The sequence below is a fragment of the Streptomyces sp. NBC_01264 genome, from assembly GCF_026340675.1.
Taxonomy (GTDB): domain Bacteria; phylum Actinomycetota; class Actinomycetes; order Streptomycetales; family Streptomycetaceae; genus Streptomyces.
This window is the reverse complement of sequence record NZ_JAPEOX010000004.1, coordinates 262492-279899: the sequence shown is the minus strand read 5'-3', so window position 1 is coordinate 279899 and position 17408 is coordinate 262492. Positions and strand designations below refer to the sequence as shown.

Sequence of the window (17408 nt, the reverse complement as noted above, 5' to 3'; positions counted from 1 at the left end):
CCTCGCACGGTTGAGCGGACTGGGCCTGGCGCCGGGCCGATACCCTGATCGCTGCCTTGTCACCTCGGGAAAGGGGATCCAGGAGATGGGTGCGAGAGACGCCAAGTACCTGACCGGCCTGGCCGGCCTGCTCTGTTTGACGCTTGCGACGGCCGCCGCGGGCGGCGGGGCGGACCGGTACGTCGCCTACTTGCTGTTCGTCGGCCTGCTGTTGCTTGGGACGTCGGCGGGGCTCTTCTGGCTGGAGCGTGACATGGAGCGCCACCTGGCCGCCCGTCGCGCCGCAGTTCCGGAGGTAGGGCGCCGCACGTGAGCGGCCTCAAAGTCCAGGGCGGAGGGGAGGCCGTACTCCGAGGCTCGCCGCCGCTCCACGAACCCCTGCGAGGGTGCGGCCCTCGCTGGTACGCTCGCTCGCGCACCTGCTCCCCGCACACGCGGGGATGACCCCGCAGCCGAAGTCCTCTCGCACAACTCGGCTTGCTGCTCCCCGCGTGCGCGGGGATGACCCGCGCCGCACATCCAGCGCCCTACTCCCTGCCGTCGCGGGGGTGGAAGACCAGCCCGAGGCTGACCCATCCCCGTACTCGGAGGAAGCGAAGTGCGCCGCCACCCCCTGACCGACGTCGTCGGCTCCATCCAGCCCGCCCGCGTCTACACCGTCGACGACGTTGCCGGCCTGTGCGGCGTCAGCCGGACGACCGCCGCCAGGTGGGCTGCCGGGGGCCATCTCGGTCAGGGCACCACCGTGCCGGTGGGCAGACACGACTCCTTCTACCGACGGGAGTGGACCGGCGGCGAACTTCAGGCCGCCGCTCGCGCGCCTCGTCCCGTGCAGTACCACCCCGGGGCGAAGCCCACGACCACCTACGGCCGGGGTTGCCGCGCCGGCGACGGGTGCTCCTGCGCGGAGCACCACGCCGCCGACACCACCGCCGCCAAACGCCGCAAGGCCGAGGCCGCGTTTCCGCCCCCCGTCCGGCAGCAGCTCCTTGCCGACGTGGCCGCCGGAAGCGCTCTGGACGCCGCCCTGCGCCGTATCGGCGTCTCACATCAGAGGTTGTGGGTATGGGCGCGGATCCTGGAGGACTTCGGCCGCGCTCTCGACGAGGCCCTGACCGTCGGGCGTGACCCGGGCATCAGCCACGGCAGTGAGCACTCCTACCGGGTGCACGCCTGTCGGTGCCCCGACTGCCGTGCGGCAAAAGCCCGCTACCGCATACCGGCGCAGCCAGTTGGCGCCAGCCGGTAGACCGGCCCGAGCGGGGAGCGGGCGGGGTGTGGCCGATCCCGTCGGGCCTCGGCGCCGGCGACCCCAGTCTGCTCGCCAAGGCCCTCGTCCACCTCCTGGTGGAGCAGCGGGCCGGGCGCTGACCGCCCCGGCGCGGGGCGGTGGCCCGGCGCCGGCCTCTGTCCACAGGCCCACTCCTCCAGCCTGCTCGTGAACGGCCAGAGCACTGGCCCGGAGCAGGGGAGCAGGACGTGTGCAGATCAGTCGCCCAGGGCGGACGGCGATGCAGGGGAAGCAGCCTGGCCATGCGGCGGGCCAAGTACGCCACCAACACGTCCGCGGCGGCCAAGAACTACCGCCAGGCCCTCGACGACGGCGAGGTCGATCACGGCGGCGCCGCCTGGAGGGCGCACCAGCGCGCCCAGTCGAGTGCCGACCGGGCCCGCGCCGCAGCGGAAGAAGGGGACCACGAAGGTGCGGAACGCGCCGCCCTCGACGCCAAGAACGCCATGAACCACGCCGCCCGGCTCGCCCGGTCCCGCACCCAGAGCGCGGCGGCGAGAGCCAAGGAAGAACGGCGCGACAGCAAGGGAGTCGACCAGGCCCTGCACGCCGCCAACCCGAAGTACCAGCCTCATGTCCGGGCGTACTCCCACAACTGCACCCACGTGGCGCAGACCTACGAGCTGCGCCGGCGCGGCCTGGACGTCGAGGCGGCGCCGGACACGACCGGCGGCCGGAGCGTCCTGGAGTACAGCGAGCCGTGGGGCGGGGTCGAGAAGTTCACCTTCTGCGACACCAATGCGCGCGACGTCGGGCGGTCCGAAGTCGAGCGCGCCTTCGCCGAGCCTGGCTCCCGGGGCCTGGTCCGCGTGCGGTGGAAGAACGGCGGCGGCCACGCGTTCAGCGTGGAGAACGTCGGCGGCAAGGTCCGGTTCATCGACGCTCAGCCGAACCCGCCGGTGACCGACGCCTCGCACTACTTCTCCCTGGCCGAGTCGTCCGGGTTCATACGTCTCGACGACAAGCCCACGCCGTCGAGGAAGGCCCTCTCTCGCTTCATCGTGGACTGACCGGCGGTGCGGCGCGCTCGGCGCCGGGCCGCGGCTTGACAACGACCCCCGCTTCGGGTAATTTAGTGACTTGAAGACTGTCGAGGATTGGATGCACCATGACCACCACCATTACGTACGAACAGGCGCGGGACCGCGTGCGCGCAGAGGTCGGACCCACCTGGAACCGGGGGACGTTCTGCATCGACGACCGGACGATCGTGGAGAACGAGGAGATGTACGTCTTCGAGGTCGGCGCTCGTGAGTTCCTGAAGGACGGGGACCCCAACTTCGAGATCCTCGGCCCGGTGACCACGGTCTCCAAGAGGGACGGCCGCGTCACCTCGTTGCCCTCCGTCCAGGTGGCGACGGACCCCTCGATCACGCGGCGGAGCAACCCCTCGCCCACGTTTGCCTGACCCGCCGCGTCGCCCCGCACGCGGTGCCCGGCACTGACGGAACCCGGGCACCGCGGGCACCGCGCCCGCGTACAGCCGCGGATGGCGTGCGCCAGTACACCCGGGATGAGAGCACAGGTCCCCCTGGGACACACCGGCCGGTGCCGACCACGGTTGCAGGGACGCCGAGTTGCCTCACGTCCGCCGTGCCGAGCTCCGCACGGCCCGCCCCCTCGGCGCGGCGCGGGCCGGCGCCCGCGGCCTGAACCCCCTCCGGCTGCCCGGCCTCTGTCCACAGGCCCACCGCTCCAGCCTGCTCGTGAACGGCCGGAGCACTGGCCCGGAGCAGGGGAGCAGGACGTGTGCAGATCAGTCGCCCAGGGCGGTCGGCGATGCAGGGGAAGCAGCCTCGCCGTGCGGCGGGCCAAGTACGCCATCGACGGCTCGGCGACCGCTCGCGCGTACAAGAAGGCACTCGACGAGGGAGAGGTGGACTACGGCGGCGCAGCCCACCAGGCCTCCCAGCGGGCGCAGGCCAGCGCCCAACGCGCCCATCAGGCTGCGGACGAGGGGGACCACGACGCCGCGGCCCGCCACGCGCTGGACGCGAAGAACCAGATGAACCACGCGTCGAGGCTGGCCCGGGAGCACACGGAGCGCAAGGCCACCCGCGCCGCGTACGTGAAGCGGACGAACAAGAAGATCGACGAGATCGTCCACGCGGTCAATCCCCACTACGACCCGGCCGTGCAGGACTACTCGCACAACTGCAGCCACGTGGCGCAGACCTACGAGCTGCGCCGGCGGGGGATCGAAGCCGATCCCGCGCCGGACACCACGCACGGCCGGCAGGTCGGGGAGATCGGGGAGGCGTGGGGCGGGGAGTTCACCCACTGCGACAGCTCGAAGGCGGACATCGGCCGCTCCGACGTGGAACGCGCCTTCGCCGAGCCGGGCTCGCGCGGAATCATGGCCGTGTGGTGGAAGAACGGCGGTGGCCACGCGTTCACCGTGGAGAACGTCGGGGGCAAGGTCCGCTTCGTCGACGGCCAGCCGACGCCGGCCGTGACCGACGCCTCCCACTACTTCTCGCTCGCGAAGTCCTGCGCGTTCATGCGGCTCGACGACAAGCCCACACCCTCGAAGAGTGCGCTCTCGCCCTTCGTACGGCAGTGACACCCGACCCCCGGCCGGCCTCGCGGAATCAGATCGCGCGGCCGCTTGACAGAAACACCCTTGACGAGTAAATTAGTGATTACGAACTCTTGAGAACAGGACACCCATGACCGCCATCACGTACGAGCAGGCGCGCGACCTGGTCCGCGACCGCCTTCAGCCCACCTGGGCACCCGGCACGTTCTGCATCGACGACCGGAAGATCGTGGAGAACCCGGAGATGTTCGTCTTCGAGGTCGGAGCGCGCGAGTTCCTGAAGGACCAGGACCCCACCTACGCGTCGACGCTGGGCGGGGTGAACGTGGTCTACAAGACGGACGGCCGCATCGACACCCTCGCCTCCCTCCAGGTGGCGACGGACCCCTCGATCACGCGGCGAGACAATCCGTCCCCCACGTTCAGCTGAAGTCGCACCTCACGACGCACGCGGCGCCCGGCCACCGACGGTCCGGGCGCCGCAGCGGCAGGAACGAACGGACCCGCCCGTACAGACCGGGCGACCGACACGACGCAAGCCGGAGCCGCCCGTGACACCTCGACTCACCGCCGGCCGACTGACGGCCGTCCGGGACGCCGCGGTCCGCACGAGCGGCACCCTCCACCCGATGCTCGTCTCGGCCGCGGACACGAAGGCACTGGAGGCCCTCGGCCTGGCCGGGTTCCTCGACGAGTGCGGCCACCTCCTGGGTTCCCCCGACCCCGAGAACCTGCACCGCTCCCACCACCATCTCCTGCGCCTGACCGACGCCGGACGGGCCAAGGCCGAACAGGCCGGCGGCCCGCAGCCGGCACAGCGCGGCGGGCGCCCCCTGGCGCCGCTGGCGGGCAGGACCCGGGATTGACAGCCGCACACCCGTTATGGGAAAATTAGTGAACGTATCTCCATGGGTGGCTCCTGCCCCCTGACCCCGACCACCGCCCATCCCCCACCCGGAGCACCCCCAGATGAAGACCATCGACGAAGTCATCAAGGCCTTCGCCAAGCTGCCGAGCGAGATCACCGCCAAGCAGATCGCAGAGGCGACCGGCCGTACGCACATCCACAACTGGACCGACGCGACCAAGGGATTCGAAGGATTCCCCGAGGCGCGCCTCGACGGCAGGACCGCCTACCGCGACAAGCAGGCGGTCCTGGAGTGGTACCTCAACCAGCCCTTCGCGCAGCCGACCCGGCGCGGCCCCCGCGACCTGACCGACGCGGTGCGCACCGCCGCTCCCGGCAAGACGCACCTGGGCGCCAGTCAGCTCGGCGAGCTCCTCGGCATCTCGCGGCGAGCGGTGAACAAGTACGCGGACCACTACTCCCCCGAGAAGACCACCGATCCCTTCCCCGCTGCGGACAGCGAGGGGATGCGCTCCTGGAGCCAGGTCCGCGCGTGGCTGCTGCGTCACAGCGACCCGCTCCCCAAGCCCGACGCGAACGGCAAGCGCGCCTGGCCTGACGTGCGGGCCTGGCTCCTGCGCAATCACGAGGACTCGATCCAGTCGCGCACCGGCAGCGTCTTCCTCGACGAGCTCGGACTCACCGTCGGCCAGCGTGACCTCGTCGAGCGCGTGCGCGCGGCAAACGCGGCCGGGGAGAAGGTGCCGGCGGAATGGCAGGCCGAAGTCCTGGGCCTGGAGGACGTCGATGAGGCCGAGCGGCTGGCGCAGGGGCTGGCCGCTCCGCCCCGGCGCCTGCGGCCGACCGCGCTCGCCCGCGAGCTCGGCATCAGCGTCGACACGGTGAAGCACTACGCCAAGACGCGCACCAAGGAGACCAGCGACAAGCCCTTCCCGGACAAGGACGAGGACAGCGCCCGCGACCTCGAAGAGGTCCGCGCATGGTTCGCCAACCAGAAGTGACGGCAGGCCGCCTTCCCGCCTCCCGGAGCGCTCTCGGAAGGCCAGGTCCCGGAAGGACGAGGCCGCGCAAGCGAGGGCGCACCGGCGGAATCCGACGCCAAGGACGGACCTATCCGGTGATCATCTCCGACAGAGACACCCTGCTCGCCGACGTACGAGGGGCCCTCAAGGACGGGGGAGTGAGCCAGTCCGGAGACCTACCAGGGCTGCCACACCTTCCCGAGGTCGAGACGTGGCTCGCCGACGGCGAGGTGCTCCTCAAGGTCACGGTGGCTCCTGAGGAGCGGTCGGGCGCGGACGCGATCCCGGGCCGGGTGCAGGACGTCCTGCGTTCGAGCGGGTTCGTCTTGGCCCTCGCGCACGACTGCGCCATGCCCGCTGCCGCGCCTCCAGCAGCCGCCCTCGGGTCCGGCCGAGCCGTGCGCGTGATCAGCCGGCACGTCGCTGCGGCCTCGGCTGTTGCCGCGCGCCGGCCGGGACGCAGCTCGATCTGATCGCAAGACGTCCCGTCCTGCCGCCCGTTCCGCCACGAACGGCCACGGGGCGGCAGCGTGAGAGCGGGCAGGGCCCTGAAAACCGGCCGGTCCCGCACGGACGCCCGAAGTGCGCAGGCCGCGCCAGGGACACGAAGCCGGCTCGAGGACGTGCTGGCCGTCGGTACAGTGTTCGCGGGCGGTCCGGCTTCGGCCGGTCGTTCGTAGTGGTCGGGGCCAGACGGTCTTGCAAATCCCCCCTTCACCGGGGGGAGGACTTCGGTCCGCCGTCTGGCCCCTCTCTCATGCCCTCTCCCCCACGTGAACGAGGCCGCTCCGGCGCCTTCGCGCCCAGCGGCCTCGCTTCTGATCGGTGCGGGTCGGTCTACTGCCCGGCGCCCTCCCGCGTACGGCGCCGACGCAGCCAGCCGTCCCGGGCGAGCCATCCGGTGCACACGAGTACGACCGCGAGCGCCGCGGTCATGGCCGCGATCTGCCCGCCCCTGCCGGCGGCGACCGCGACGACGAACGCCACCACGCCGAGCGCGACCACCAGGTTCGCGCGGATGCCCGCGGGCCTTTCCTTCTGCCTCATCACGTCAATTCCTCCGAAGCTGTCCAGCGCCACGGATGAGTGTGCCGTACCGTGCCGCGCGCCGTCCGCCGGTCGCCGATGTGGCTCCCGGCGGGCGTCGGATTGCTCCGCGGGCGGACTTCTGGACACCCCATCCACTCTTTGACGCGTATAACTTGCCACATCCGAACTCTTGAAGTATAGTTATACACGTCAGGAAGTCGGACGGGCTTCCGGTCAACTGAGGAGCTACCTGCTGTGACTGTTCTTGAGATCCCCACCGCCGGAACCGCACTTCGCGCCCCCGGCCGCCCCGACGCCTGGTCCATCCTGGGCACCGGCGTCCAGGGCGCGCGCAACGCCAGCGAGGCCCTCGACCTGGCGCACCTGAGCAACTGGAACGTCCGCGTCTGGGACGACGTCAACGTCACCCGCGTCGACGAGACCGGCGTGACCAGCCTGAAGATGTCCGACACCCGCGCGACGGTCCGCACCAACCCGCTCACCCAGCAGGCCGAGTACGTGGGCACCGTCGGCACCCAGTACACCCCGGTCCAGATCGACGACCACGAGGACGTTCTGGACATGTTCGGCCGCGAGAGCGGCGCGACGTTCCACAAGGCCGGTGCGTACGGCAAGAACGGCAGCAAGTTCTTCGTCTCGATGGTTCTCCCCGAGGTCATCCGCATCGGCGGCTTCGACGAGCACCGGATGCACCTGACCCTGTTCGGCTCGCACGACGGCTCCTCGGCCAACAGCTTCCACATCGGCCCGACCCGCCTGGACTGCGGCAACATGCAGCGCTTCATCATCGCGGGCGCACAGCACAAGTACTCCATCCCGCACACCGTCTCCGCGCCGACGAAGATCCGTGAGGTCCACAAGGCCCTGGCGACGCTCTTCGACTGGCAGGCGGCGTTCGAGCGCGAGGCCAACCGCCTGCTGAACACCCCCCTGACGCTGGAGCAGTTCGAGAAGGTCGCGAGCGGCCTGTGGGACTCCCCCGCCACCAAGCGGCAGCTGACCAACTATGAGGCCCGCATGAGCACCCTGCGCGCACTGTTCCTGAACGCGGACACCCAGGAGAGCATCCGGGGTACCGCGTGGGCGGGCTGGAACGCGATCGGCGAGTACCTCGACCACCACGGCCGCGCCAACTCCGCCGCGCTGCGCGCCGCGCGCTCCCTGTCGGACACCGGCGCGGTGACCGGACGCAAGACCTCGGCCTTCAACCAGCTCTTCGCGCTGGCTGCCTGACCGACCCCTGAACCGCCGCCGGGAGCCTTCTCCCCCTTCGGCTCCCGGCGGCCCCTCCCCAGCGACTCAAGCGACTGAACAACGGAGGACGGGTGTCCACCGAAGCGGATCTCGACGCCGCCCGGTACGGGTACGGCGTCAGCCATCACGACGACGGCGTGTACGTCCACATCGCCGCCGGCCTCTGGACGCCGGGCTACTGGCGCGGCTGCCCCGACGGACGCCCGCCCGACAGACCCCATCCGGCCCGCCGAGAACTTCCCCGCTCACCGCCCCGACACTGCGCGAAAGGACCGACCCGTGATCGACACGGCCACGCTGACCCACGAGTACGCCGAGCGCGTGCTGGACGTCGCGGTCGACGGAGACCCGGAACTGTCCCTGCTGTGCCCGGCTGACACGCCGTCCGCGGTGCCCCCGATCCGGGCGGACCGTGTACGGCTGACCTACACCAGCCGTGACGGCGACCCCTGGGTCCTGGACACCGTCGAGTGCCGTGGCCCGTACGTCACCACCCCGGCGCTCGCGCACTACAGCGGGCTGACCGCCGCCCCGGTCCTGTTCTTTCCGAACAGCCACTTCGCCGCCTCCCGGCCGATGCCGACCTGGCTCACCGAGGTCGTCGACACGCTTCGCGTCCCCAGTGAGGCGGTCACCGCCCCCGGCGCGGCGCTGCGGATCGCGGTGACCGGAGACCGGGCCCGGCGTACCCGCTACTTCCGGCTCGGCGGCACCGGCGAGATCCCCCACTGGTTCCCTACCGACCTCCCCGTGACCGCCTCCCCGCTGCGGCCCGACCGTTTCAGCCTCGCCTACCTCAGCGAGGGCGGAACCGCATGGGCGCTGGATGCCGCCGAGTTCCGCGGCCCCTACGTCGCCACCGGCGCGGAGCCGGGCCCCAACCAGAACGAGGGCCACCAGCCCTACTACCCGCGCTCGGCGTCGTCGCTGGAGGGCGCGCCGGACTGGGTCCTCTACCTCCTGCGGACCCATGCCACCCCTGCGGAGCTGCCGCAGTTCCAGCACAACTGACCCCGCCGGGGCGGCACCGGACCCGTCCCCGGTGCCGCCCGGCCTCCCCGCCCGGCCCGCCTGCTCACACGGACGGGCCGGGCACCACCCACACCGGCCTCAGCCGGACCCCGAACGCCTCCCCGGCACGGAAGGAAAGCCCTGTGAACGCCACGAAGGACACCATCAACGGCCTCAAGGTCATCGCGTGGGAGTACGCCGAGACCCCGCGCAGCAAGCCCACCGACCGCCGGTACTACGAAGAGGTCATCAAGGTTCTGCTGGAGGACAACAGCGAGGTGTTCGCCTGCATCTGGCAGGGCTGCGAGTTCACCCGCGACAGCGCCAGCGGGGTCTGGCCGCACCTGAAGGTCCACAAGCGCAAGGACAAGAAGACCTCCTCCGCGTCCCCGGTGAACGTGTCCGACCTGAGCGTCAGCGAGCTGATCGGCCGCGCGCAGCAGGCGGAGACGTACCGGTCGCAGCGCGACGTCGCCGTGCGCGAACTCCAGAAGGCGACGAAGGAACTCGCGGAGTGGAAGCCGCGCGCCAAGGCGGCCGAGAAGCAGATCCAGACCATCCGCAGCGCGTTCTCCGCCGTCGCGTGACCAAGCGGTGCGGCGCGCGCCCGTCCCGCGCGCCGCACCGGCACCCGCTCCCCCACGAAAGGAACCGCACCTCCGTGCTTTCCCTGGCCTCCGCGTCCCCCACCCTGACGCTTCGCCTGCTGGCCCCCGAGGCCTCCGGCCACGGCCCGTACATCGGTCTCCTGCCGGCCGGTGACCTGGACCCGTACGCCGCCCCACTGTTCACGCGGGCCACCGCCCAGCGCATCGTCGACGACCTCCACTCCGACGCCTGCGCGCTCACCGCCTCATGGGAAGGCGAGATCCTCCGCTTCACCTGGAGCGCAGCCCATGACGGGGACGGCGGCAGCAACACGGTCGCCCCCGACGCCCACGGCCGCTACGCGATCGGCGCCATGTGGCCCTGGGACGAATGGAGCGCCGACACCCCGCACACCGCAGGCCAGAGCGCGTACGCCCTGGGCGCGGTGCAGGCCTTCGGTGCAGCGGGTACGGCGGTGCCGGACGGGCTCGCGCAGCTGTACGCGCGGGGCCGCGCCGACGCGCACCGGCTCACCGTCCTGCCCCTGCTGTCCCCCGTTCCCGCGGGTTGCGGAGAGCACTGACGTCGCCGGGCCGCGCACCCCACCGTGTGCCGCGTCCCTCCGGCCGCCCCCTGCCGCAAGGAGAATCGTCTTGACCAGCCACCGCCCCACCGAGGCCGCCCTGGCCGGCCTGCTGCTCGACCCGGCCGTCCTTCACGTCCCCGCGTGGATGTACGTCCAGAACCACGGCGCGGGTGTGGTGTCGTTCGTCGGCTCCAGCCGCATCCCGCAGGGCACGCACCCGCTGCGGTACGGCAGCGAGCGCACCCACCAGTTCCTCGTCGGCGAACTGGTCGTGCGCCCCCACTACGCGATCGGCACCGATGTCCTTCGCGGCCAGGGCCTCGGCGGGCTCGCCACCCAGTCCCCCGACCTCGAACGGTTCCTTGAGCACGGCGAAGTGATCCTCGACCCCCACGCGCTGTGCCCGGTCCGCACCCCCTGACCTGCACCACCGCCCGCCCAGCCGACGAAGTCGGCGATGTCAGACCCCTACGTAAGGATCAGCGCATGACCACTGCCGCACCTGCCGTTTCCCTCGTCGACCGCGCCGCGTACGAGTCCGCCGTGGACACCGCGCTCGCTGCCGCCGCCGCGTACTACGACGACGGGGACACCACGCTGGACGACGCCTCGTACGACCGGCTGGCCGGCCAGATCGCCGAGTACGAGCGCCAGCACCCCGACCACGTTCGCGCCGACTCCCCGACCGGCAAGGTCGCCGGGGGCGCGGCCCCGCAGGGCGACGTCCCGCACACCGTCCCGATGCTGTCGCTGAGCAACGTCTTCAACGCCGAGGAACTGGCGAAGTGGGACGCCTCTCTCGCCCGACGGCTGTCCGGAGCCGTCACCGGGGGATACGCGGTGGAGCCGAAGCTCGACGGCGCGGCCGTCGCGGCCCGCTACCGCGACGGCCGCCTGGTCCAGCTGGTCGGTCGCGGCGACGGCGCGCACGGTGAGGACCTCTCCGCCGCCATCGGCAGCATCGTCGGCCTGCCGGAGCGCCTGCCCGGGAACGTCACCGTGGAGGTCCGCGGCGAAGTTCTGCTGACCACGGCCCAGTTCGAGGAGGCCAACGCGCTGCGCCAGTCCCACGGCTCCAAGGTGTTCTCCAACCCCCGCAACGGCACCGCGGGCACCCTGCGCGGGGCGAAGTCACGCTCCTACCGCATCGAGACGACGTTCTTCGGCTACGGCGCGGTGAACCTCGACGGTGGCAGCTTCCTGTCGGGGGACACCCACGAGGCCGTAATGGCGCAGGTCGCCGGACTGGGCGTGCAGACGACCGCCGCGAGCGAGGTCGGGCTGCGGGTGTACCCGACGCTGGCTCAGGCTCAGGCCCGTGTCGAGGAGATCGCGTCCCTGCGCCCGGGTCTGCCCTTCGGGATCGACGGCGTGGTCATCAAGGCCAACGCCTTCGCCGAGCAGCAGACCGCTGGTTTCGCCACGAGGCACCCCCACTGGGCCACGGCCTACAAGCTGGCGGCGGTCGAGGCGCAGACGAAGCTGATCGGGGTGGAGTGGAATGTGGGGCGCACCGGCATCATCGCCCCGCGGGCCGTGCTGGAGCCGGTCGAGGTGGACGGCAGCGTGGTGCGGTATGCGACCCTCCACAACCCCTCGTTCATCGAGAAGAGCGGTCTCATGATCTCGGACACCGTCATGGTCTGGAAGGCTGGGGATGTGATTCCTCGTGTGGAGGCCCCGGTGGTGGCGCTCCGCACGGGTCAGGAGACGCCCATCGTCTTCCCCGCGGCCTGCCCGAAGTGCGGCGGGGAGATCGACACGACGGGCGGGCGGTGGGAGTGCGCGGGCGGTGCGGGCGGCGGGTGCGGACTGGACGCCGCGCTGCGGTACGCCGTGGGCCGCGACCAGCTCGACATCGAGGGGCTCGGCCGCACGTTCATCGACGCGCTCGTGGAGAGCGGGGCGGTCACGGACGTCGCCGATCTGTTCACCCTGACCCGGGAGCAGCTGACCGAGGCAGCCCGCAGCGAGAAGCGCGCCGACACGCTGCTGGAGCAGATCGCCCAGGCCAAGCAGAAGCCGCTGAACCGGGTCTTCTGCTCGCTGGGCATCATCCGTACGGGCCGCACCCTGTCCAAGGAGATTGCGGCGCACTTCGGCACGATGGACGCGATCCGCAACGCGGACGCCGAGGCTCTGGCAGCGGTTCCGAAGCTGCCGGGCGCGAACGCTCCGAAGATCGCAGCGCACATCGCCGCCATGGGTGGGGTCATCGACAAGCTGGCAGCCGCCGGGGTGAACCTGACCGAGCCCGTCTCGGCCGTCCCCGCCGGTGGTCCGCTGACCGAGATGGCGATCGTCGTCACCGGCGGCATGAGCGGAGCGCTGGCCGGGCGCAACCGCAACGAGATGAACGATCTGATCAAGGCGGCAGGCGGCTCGCCCTCGGGCAGCGTGTCGAAGAAGACCTCGATCCTCGTCGCGGGCGCGAACGCGGGGAGCAAGCTGGCCAAGGCCGAGGAGCTGGGGATCAGGGTCCTCACCGAGCAGGAGTTCGCCGACCTCGTCCAGGAGTACCTGAACTGACATCAACGCGAAGGCGGGCGGCTCCCTGAGGGAGCCGCCCGCCTTCGCGTTGTCCTGCGCTACGCGCCGGCGTCGCCCCGCTTCTGGGCGCGGCGCACGATGCGCAGCATGAGGTCGGCGGTCTGGATGATCTCGGCCGCTTCCATCGGGTCGTCGAAGTGCACCGTGCGGTGGCCCACCGGGTTGCGGAAGGCCCCGAACGCGCCGGCGAAGAAGCTCATCATGCCGACCTGCTCGCCACGCTCGCTCTCGGTGTCGGTCAGCGGTCCCTTCTCGGGCTGGAAGGCCTGCTGCATCAGCGCCGTGCCCGTGAGCCCGTTCGCCAGGCCCGCGGCGTCACGTACGGCCACCTCGACGGCCTTCATCGCGGCGAAGCACGCGGTTTCGTAGTCCCCGAGGTTGAAGTATGTGCGGGCCCTGGTGAGCGCCTCGTCCAAGGGGCCGGCCAAGCGCTCGGCGCCGTGCAGTTTCAGGAGGGCGGCCGGGTCCTGGGCCAGGGCGCGGCCTTCGGTGGTGACCCTGCTCCAGTTCTGGTCCTGGGTCGGATTCGGTCCGATCAGGCCCTTGGACACGAGCCACGCCCACGCGTCGGCGATCCGTTGCAGGAGCCGGTCGAGATCGGGCTCCGCCGGGTTGCCGCCGTACCCACCTCCGAAGGAGCTCTGGAAGCCGCGGAGGACGTTGTTGGAGCTGATGTTCGCCTCGCCAGCCAGGGAGGCGAGCAGGTGCAACCCGAGCTCGGGCGTGGGAAGTGTGCGGATCAGTTCGGGCACGAGGGGCCCGGATATGCGCGCGGAAGTCACGGCCGGAACGCTAGCAGCGGCGCGGAGCGCGCATCCGGTGTTCGGCCTGGAGGGAGCGGGGAGGGGCGTCGTGTCCCCCTCCCCGCTCGGCGGTCAGCCGAAGAGGATGCGTGCGGTGCTCTCGTACGCCGCGGCCTCCGCCGGGAGGGCAGGTCCGTCCGGCGTGCGGTCCGCGTAGGGGATGGCGTTGGGCAGCAGGGGCAGATCGGTCGTCAGGTCCTGGAGGTAGTCGGCGGCGCGGGTGCCGGGGTGTTCGCGCTCGCCGAGGAGGAGGATCCCGGCGCAGTCCTGGGCGGGGAAGGGGGCGAACATGCCGTCGAAGTCCCGTGGGGCCACGCGCCAACGGACGTCCCAGCGGTGGGCGCGCATGGTCGTGAGCCAGTTCTCGTCCCAGGCGTCCGGGAGCCGGCGCCCGTCGGCGCCGAGGGTCTCCTCGACCAGGAACCAGCCGTTTCGTGAGGGCTGCTGCCACAGCGGTGCGACGCCGAGCCAGTAGTCGGCGAGCTCTGCTGCGCGGGTCTGGTCCGCAGGCTGGGTGTCGAGGATGACGATGTCGTGGCGGTCCGCGGCGGCCAGCTGCCGAACGTAGTCTGGGTCCAGGGCGCCGGGCCGCTCGACACTCAGCCCGGGCGGCGGAGTGCCCTGGAGGTGGGCGTGCCCGTTCGGGTCGGAGTCGACCAGGAGGACGCGGCGCCGCCCGGCCCCGGCGGTCGCGCGGGCGAGTTCCGCGGCGACGGTGGTGCGCCCCAGTCCTCCGGCCCCCTGCCCGTGGAGGTGGCCGCTGGTGACCGTGATGATCAGCGGCCGTCCGGCCGGAGCTGGCAGGCGCCGGGGGGTGCCGGCGTGCGGTGAGGAGGTGGGGGCGAGAGGGCGGTTGCGGGCGGCCAGCAGTTGCTGCAGATCGGCGTCGGTGGGGACCTGGCCGTGCACGTCGATCAGGGCCACCTTGGGCAGGCCCCGGAAGGCGAACATGCGGCGCAGGATGCGGCTGCGCGGTCCAGGGTCTCCGGCCCAGCGCTGGTATGCGGGAAGGGCGGCGCGTTCGCTGTCCGTCCAGTCCGCGGCGTTGCGCATCGGGTCACCCGCGGCCGGGAGTTCGGCGATCCACTGCTTCGCGGCCGCCGCCGCGTCCTTGGGCAGTTGCAGGGTGACGGTGGCGGTCGTGCCCGGCCGATAGAGCTCAAGCCGGGCCTTGGGCAGTGCGCGGCAGCGCAGGCCGGGGATCCCGGCGAGGGGCACCGCGCCGGCGTCGTCCGTGTCCACGCCGGGGTCGGGTTCGGGGAGCAGGAGGTCGAGGATGTCCTCCCACACGCCGTCGTCCCTCAGGTGGAGGGTCAGGCCGTCGCGCCGTGGCTGGACGCGGGTCAGGCCGTAGAGGTGGGCGTCGGCGGGACGGTGCTCCCGGGCGAAGGTCTCGTTGAGCTCGCCCAGGACGGCGGCTTCGAGGGCGACCTGTTCGGGGTGGTCCGCATCGGGTACGCCGTCGGCGCCGGTCAGGTCGGTGTGGGCCTGCTGGACGGTCTCGCCGGTGAGTTGGGAGCGCAGCCGGGCGCGGCGGGTCGCGTGGGGTGCGGACATCAGGGTCCCTTTCGTACGCCGCCCGGCTCGGCGTCGAAGGGTGAAGTCATGGGGAAGCGGTACGACTGACGGACTCGGCCCGCTTCGGTGATCGCCTTGCCGTGCCGGGTGGCGTAAGGCTCTGCCAGGCCGCGTGTCCGGCCCTTCGGGGACACGGTAGCAGTGCGGTTCACGCCGGTCCGTGCCCGCGGGTTGTGGGGCGGTGGCCGGCGGCGCGTACGGGGAGCCGATCGGTCTTGGCCGCGGTGGGTTACGGCGCAGACATCTCCGGGGCGCTCGGTCACCGACGCGTAGGGAGGGGTGCCGGGCCCCGTTGCGGCCGTGTCGCGGGGCCTCGGACCGCCACGTTGACGCGCTGGCACACCCACCCCACCGAGTTTTTCTATAAAACTTGACGTTGTTTAGATTTGTGTGAGATCATATTTCTTGACGGCGTTAAGTGTTAGGGGAGAACATGGCAACCACGAAGGACATGAAGCAGCTGCGCAAGCGGCTCGAAGGCCAGGGCTTCCGGCTCAAGGTGACGAAGAAGCACCACTACCAGGTGTTCGCTCCCAAGGAGGAAGAGACCGAAAACGGGGAGAAGGAGATCCGCTGGACGTTCGTCACCGTGCTTCCCAGCACCCCGAGCGAGTACCGGGGGATGAAGAACTCGATAGCCGAACTGAAGCGGGCCGGGTTCGTCCCTGCCTGACCGGCCGCGCGGCGCCGGGGGAAACCCCGGCGCCCGGCCGCCGCGCCGTCACCACACACGAAAAGCAGATGAAGAGGAACCCATGACCCAGCAGTTCAACGTGTACGTGGAGTTCGACGCCCCCGACACCCCGCTCCAGGTCTTCAGCGCGATCTACGAGGACCTGCTCGAGTACGGCGGAAGCGCCGGCACGGCCCCCAACGGCAATCTGTCCGTCCGTCTGTTCATCGAGTCCCCCAGCGCCGTCGACGCCGGCATCCGCGGCGTCGAGTACGCCCAGGCCGCGGCCATGAAGCACAAGATCTACCCCAACGCCGTCATCGGGTTCGCCGTGCTCACCGAGGAGGAGTTCGACCGCCAGCTGGCCGAGCCCGTGGTGCCCGAACTCGCCGGCGTCGCCGAGGCCGCCGAGATCATCAAGGTCTCCCCGGCCCGGGTCTCCCAGCTGGAGCGCGAACTGGAACCGCACCACGTCCAGACCCTGGCCTCCGGGCCGATCTTCCTCGCCGAGGGCCTGCGTCGCTACGCCGCGACCGAGCACAACAGCACCCGCGGCCGGCGCCGCACCGAGATCCCCCTCACCGACATCGAGCGCGCCCTCCTGGAGGTCCTGGCCTCGGCCGCGGCCTCTGCCGAGGTCCCCTCCGGTACCGAGCACCACCAGCTCGCCACGGAGGCGGTCGAGGGCACGATGGGCGCCAGCCAGGTGCGGCTGCGCGCGCAGCCGGCCGACTCGGCCCTGGCCGTCGCGCTCGACAGCCTCGCCGGCCACCGGCTGGTCCGTACCCGCACGGTGTACCGCAAGGAGGCGGCTGCCGGCCGCGAAGACGACCTGGTCGTCACCATGCTCGGCAAGGGGCTGCGTCACGCCGGCGTCGACACCGCGCCGACCGTCGGCGAGAAGGACCAGGCATGAACGCCGTGTCCCCGGAGCAGAGCCTGCCCCTCCCGGCCGGCCGCGGCGAAGCCCTGCTCCTCAGCTGGAAGTTCGGGCGCCGGCGCCCCTGCGCGTCCGCGGTGACCGCCTGCAGCATCCGCCGGCGGAACTGCGGCAGCATGCCGGGCCCCGGTCACGCCGAGGCGGCAGCCGCGAGCCGGCTCAGCGCCCCGCCGGCGCAGGCATCCGCCGGCGGACACCGGCCTCGCTACGCAACGATCCGCTCCATCGGGCGGCCGGCGTGACTGCTCTGGCCGCCAGCGCATCCGGTACCCGCCGGCTGGTGCCGGCCGCATGCCCCAACGGGGCCGGCAGGCCGGAGACCGTGCACCTGGCGGTCCTCGCGTTCCAGCCGCACCTCGAGGAGTGGCAGCACGGCGACGCCCTGTGTGAACAGCGCGCCGCGCCGGAGGCGCTGCCGGGGGACACGACGGTGACGTGCGCGGCCTGCGAGACGTGGCGGCCCTGGTTCGAGACTGCCCTCGCGCGGCCGGCCCGGGACGGATCGGCTGCCGCGGACGGATGGGAGTTCGCCGAAGTCCTCGAACGCGACGTCGAGGAGTGGGCGAAGACCGGCTGGCGCCTCAGCAAGGAACTCCTCTAGCGGCGCACCGAGATCGACGAGGTCCGCGCCTCGTGCGCCCGCACGACCAGGTAT

The 17408-nt window shown here is 71.5% G+C and carries 22 protein-coding genes; 19 read left to right on the top strand and 3 right to left on the bottom strand.

Translation table 11 applies throughout. The features are described from left to right. Positions 1 to 85 precede the first annotated feature (85 nt). From OG435_RS46735 to OG435_RS46695, 9 genes are all read left to right on the top strand, one after another. Entirely contained in the window at positions 86 to 313 is a 228-nt protein-coding gene (locus OG435_RS46735; protein ID WP_266887679.1) for a hypothetical protein, read from the top strand. Between the two features lie 285 nt (positions 314 to 598). Further along, positions 599 to 1249, top strand: a complete 651-nt coding sequence (locus OG435_RS46730; protein ID WP_266887677.1) for a hypothetical protein — start codon at positions 599 to 601, stop codon at positions 1247 to 1249. A 284-nt stretch (positions 1250 to 1533) separates the two neighbouring features. After that, positions 1534 to 2301 carry a toxin glutamine deamidase domain-containing protein gene (locus OG435_RS46725; RefSeq protein WP_266887675.1) on the top strand — a complete coding sequence of 256 codons (768 nt, stop codon included), beginning with the start codon at positions 1534 to 1536 and terminating at the stop codon, positions 2299 to 2301. A 98-nt stretch (positions 2302 to 2399) separates the two neighbouring features. Next, the gene (locus OG435_RS46720; RefSeq protein WP_266887673.1) at positions 2400 to 2699 is read left to right on the top strand and encodes a hypothetical protein; all 300 of its coding nucleotides are present in this window, start codon (positions 2400 to 2402) and stop codon (positions 2697 to 2699) included. A gap of 393 nt (positions 2700 to 3092) precedes the next feature. Then, positions 3093 to 3854, top strand: coding sequence for a toxin glutamine deamidase domain-containing protein (locus OG435_RS46715; RefSeq protein ID WP_266887671.1), 762 nt, complete (start codon positions 3093 to 3095; stop codon positions 3852 to 3854). Positions 3855 to 3960: 106 nt separating this feature from the next. Next, positions 3961 to 4260, top strand: coding sequence for a hypothetical protein (locus tag OG435_RS46710; RefSeq protein ID WP_266887669.1), 300 nt, complete (start codon positions 3961 to 3963; stop codon positions 4258 to 4260). A 121-nt stretch (positions 4261 to 4381) separates the two neighbouring features. After that, a complete protein-coding gene (locus OG435_RS46705) occupies positions 4382 to 4696 on the top strand; it encodes a hypothetical protein (RefSeq protein ID WP_266887667.1) in 315 nt (104 codons plus the stop codon). 103 nt (positions 4697 to 4799) lie between these two features. After that, complete coding sequence (locus tag OG435_RS46700) at positions 4800 to 5699, top strand: hypothetical protein (RefSeq protein WP_266887665.1); 900 nt, start codon at positions 4800 to 4802, stop codon at positions 5697 to 5699. A gap of 116 nt (positions 5700 to 5815) precedes the next feature. Then, a complete protein-coding gene (locus OG435_RS46695) occupies positions 5816 to 6193 on the top strand; it encodes a hypothetical protein (protein WP_266887663.1) in 378 nt (125 codons plus the stop codon). A 364-nt stretch (positions 6194 to 6557) separates the two neighbouring features. Here OG435_RS46695 and OG435_RS46690 read toward each other — a convergent pair whose 3' ends face one another. Continuing rightward, complete coding sequence (locus tag OG435_RS46690; RefSeq protein ID WP_266887661.1) at positions 6558 to 6767, bottom strand: hypothetical protein; 210 nt, start codon at positions 6765 to 6767, stop codon at positions 6558 to 6560. A 237-nt stretch (positions 6768 to 7004) separates the two neighbouring features. Here OG435_RS46690 and OG435_RS46685 point away from each other — a divergent pair, with 237 nt between their 5' ends. The 6 genes from OG435_RS46685 (at position 7005) to ligA (ending at position 12738) form a co-directional block, all read left to right on the top strand. Next, positions 7005 to 8003 carry a DUF932 domain-containing protein gene (locus OG435_RS46685; protein ID WP_266887659.1) on the top strand — a complete coding sequence of 333 codons (999 nt, stop codon included), beginning with the start codon at positions 7005 to 7007 and terminating at the stop codon, positions 8001 to 8003. Positions 8004 to 8303: 300 nt separating this feature from the next. Then, entirely contained in the window at positions 8304 to 9035 is a 732-nt protein-coding gene (locus OG435_RS46680) for a hypothetical protein (RefSeq protein ID WP_266887657.1), read from the top strand. A 143-nt stretch (positions 9036 to 9178) separates the two neighbouring features. After that, complete coding sequence (locus OG435_RS46675) at positions 9179 to 9622, top strand: hypothetical protein (protein WP_266887655.1); 444 nt, start codon at positions 9179 to 9181, stop codon at positions 9620 to 9622. Positions 9623 to 9696: 74 nt separating this feature from the next. Then, complete coding sequence (locus OG435_RS46670; RefSeq protein WP_266887653.1) at positions 9697 to 10206, top strand: hypothetical protein; 510 nt, start codon at positions 9697 to 9699, stop codon at positions 10204 to 10206. A 70-nt stretch (positions 10207 to 10276) separates the two neighbouring features. Continuing rightward, positions 10277 to 10630, top strand: a complete 354-nt coding sequence (locus tag OG435_RS46665) for a hypothetical protein (RefSeq protein WP_266887651.1) — start codon at positions 10277 to 10279, stop codon at positions 10628 to 10630. Positions 10631 to 10695: 65 nt separating this feature from the next. Next, entirely contained in the window at positions 10696 to 12738 is a 2043-nt protein-coding gene (gene ligA / locus OG435_RS46660; protein WP_266887649.1) for an NAD-dependent DNA ligase LigA, read from the top strand. A gap of 59 nt (positions 12739 to 12797) precedes the next feature. Here ligA and OG435_RS46655 read toward each other — a convergent pair whose 3' ends face one another. Together OG435_RS46655 and OG435_RS46650 are read right to left on the bottom strand one after the other, a co-directional pair. Continuing rightward, positions 12798 to 13541, bottom strand: a complete 744-nt coding sequence (locus OG435_RS46655; RefSeq protein WP_266887647.1) for a TIGR02391 family protein — start codon at positions 13539 to 13541, stop codon at positions 12798 to 12800. A gap of 93 nt (positions 13542 to 13634) precedes the next feature. Further along, positions 13635 to 15119, bottom strand: coding sequence for a hypothetical protein (locus tag OG435_RS46650; RefSeq protein ID WP_266887645.1), 1485 nt, complete (start codon positions 15117 to 15119; stop codon positions 13635 to 13637). Between the two features lie 454 nt (positions 15120 to 15573). On the opposite strand from OG435_RS46650, the gene OG435_RS46645 reads away from it, so the two are divergent. The 4 genes from OG435_RS46645 (at position 15574) to OG435_RS46630 (ending at position 17354) form a co-directional block, all read left to right on the top strand. Continuing rightward, positions 15574 to 15813, top strand: coding sequence for a hypothetical protein (locus OG435_RS46645; RefSeq protein WP_266887643.1), 240 nt, complete (start codon positions 15574 to 15576; stop codon positions 15811 to 15813). 82 nt (positions 15814 to 15895) lie between these two features. Further along, entirely contained in the window at positions 15896 to 16729 is an 834-nt protein-coding gene (locus OG435_RS46640) for a hypothetical protein (RefSeq protein ID WP_266887641.1), read from the top strand. Continuing rightward, positions 16726 to 16995 carry a hypothetical protein gene (locus OG435_RS46635; RefSeq protein ID WP_266887639.1) on the top strand — a complete coding sequence of 90 codons (270 nt, stop codon included), beginning with the start codon at positions 16726 to 16728 and terminating at the stop codon, positions 16993 to 16995. Before OG435_RS46640 ends, OG435_RS46635 begins: the two co-directional genes overlap by 4 nt. Then, positions 16992 to 17354 carry a hypothetical protein gene (locus OG435_RS46630; protein ID WP_266887637.1) on the top strand — a complete coding sequence of 121 codons (363 nt, stop codon included), beginning with the start codon at positions 16992 to 16994 and terminating at the stop codon, positions 17352 to 17354. Before OG435_RS46635 ends, OG435_RS46630 begins: the two co-directional genes overlap by 4 nt. The last annotated feature ends 54 nt before the right edge of the window (positions 17355 to 17408 follow it).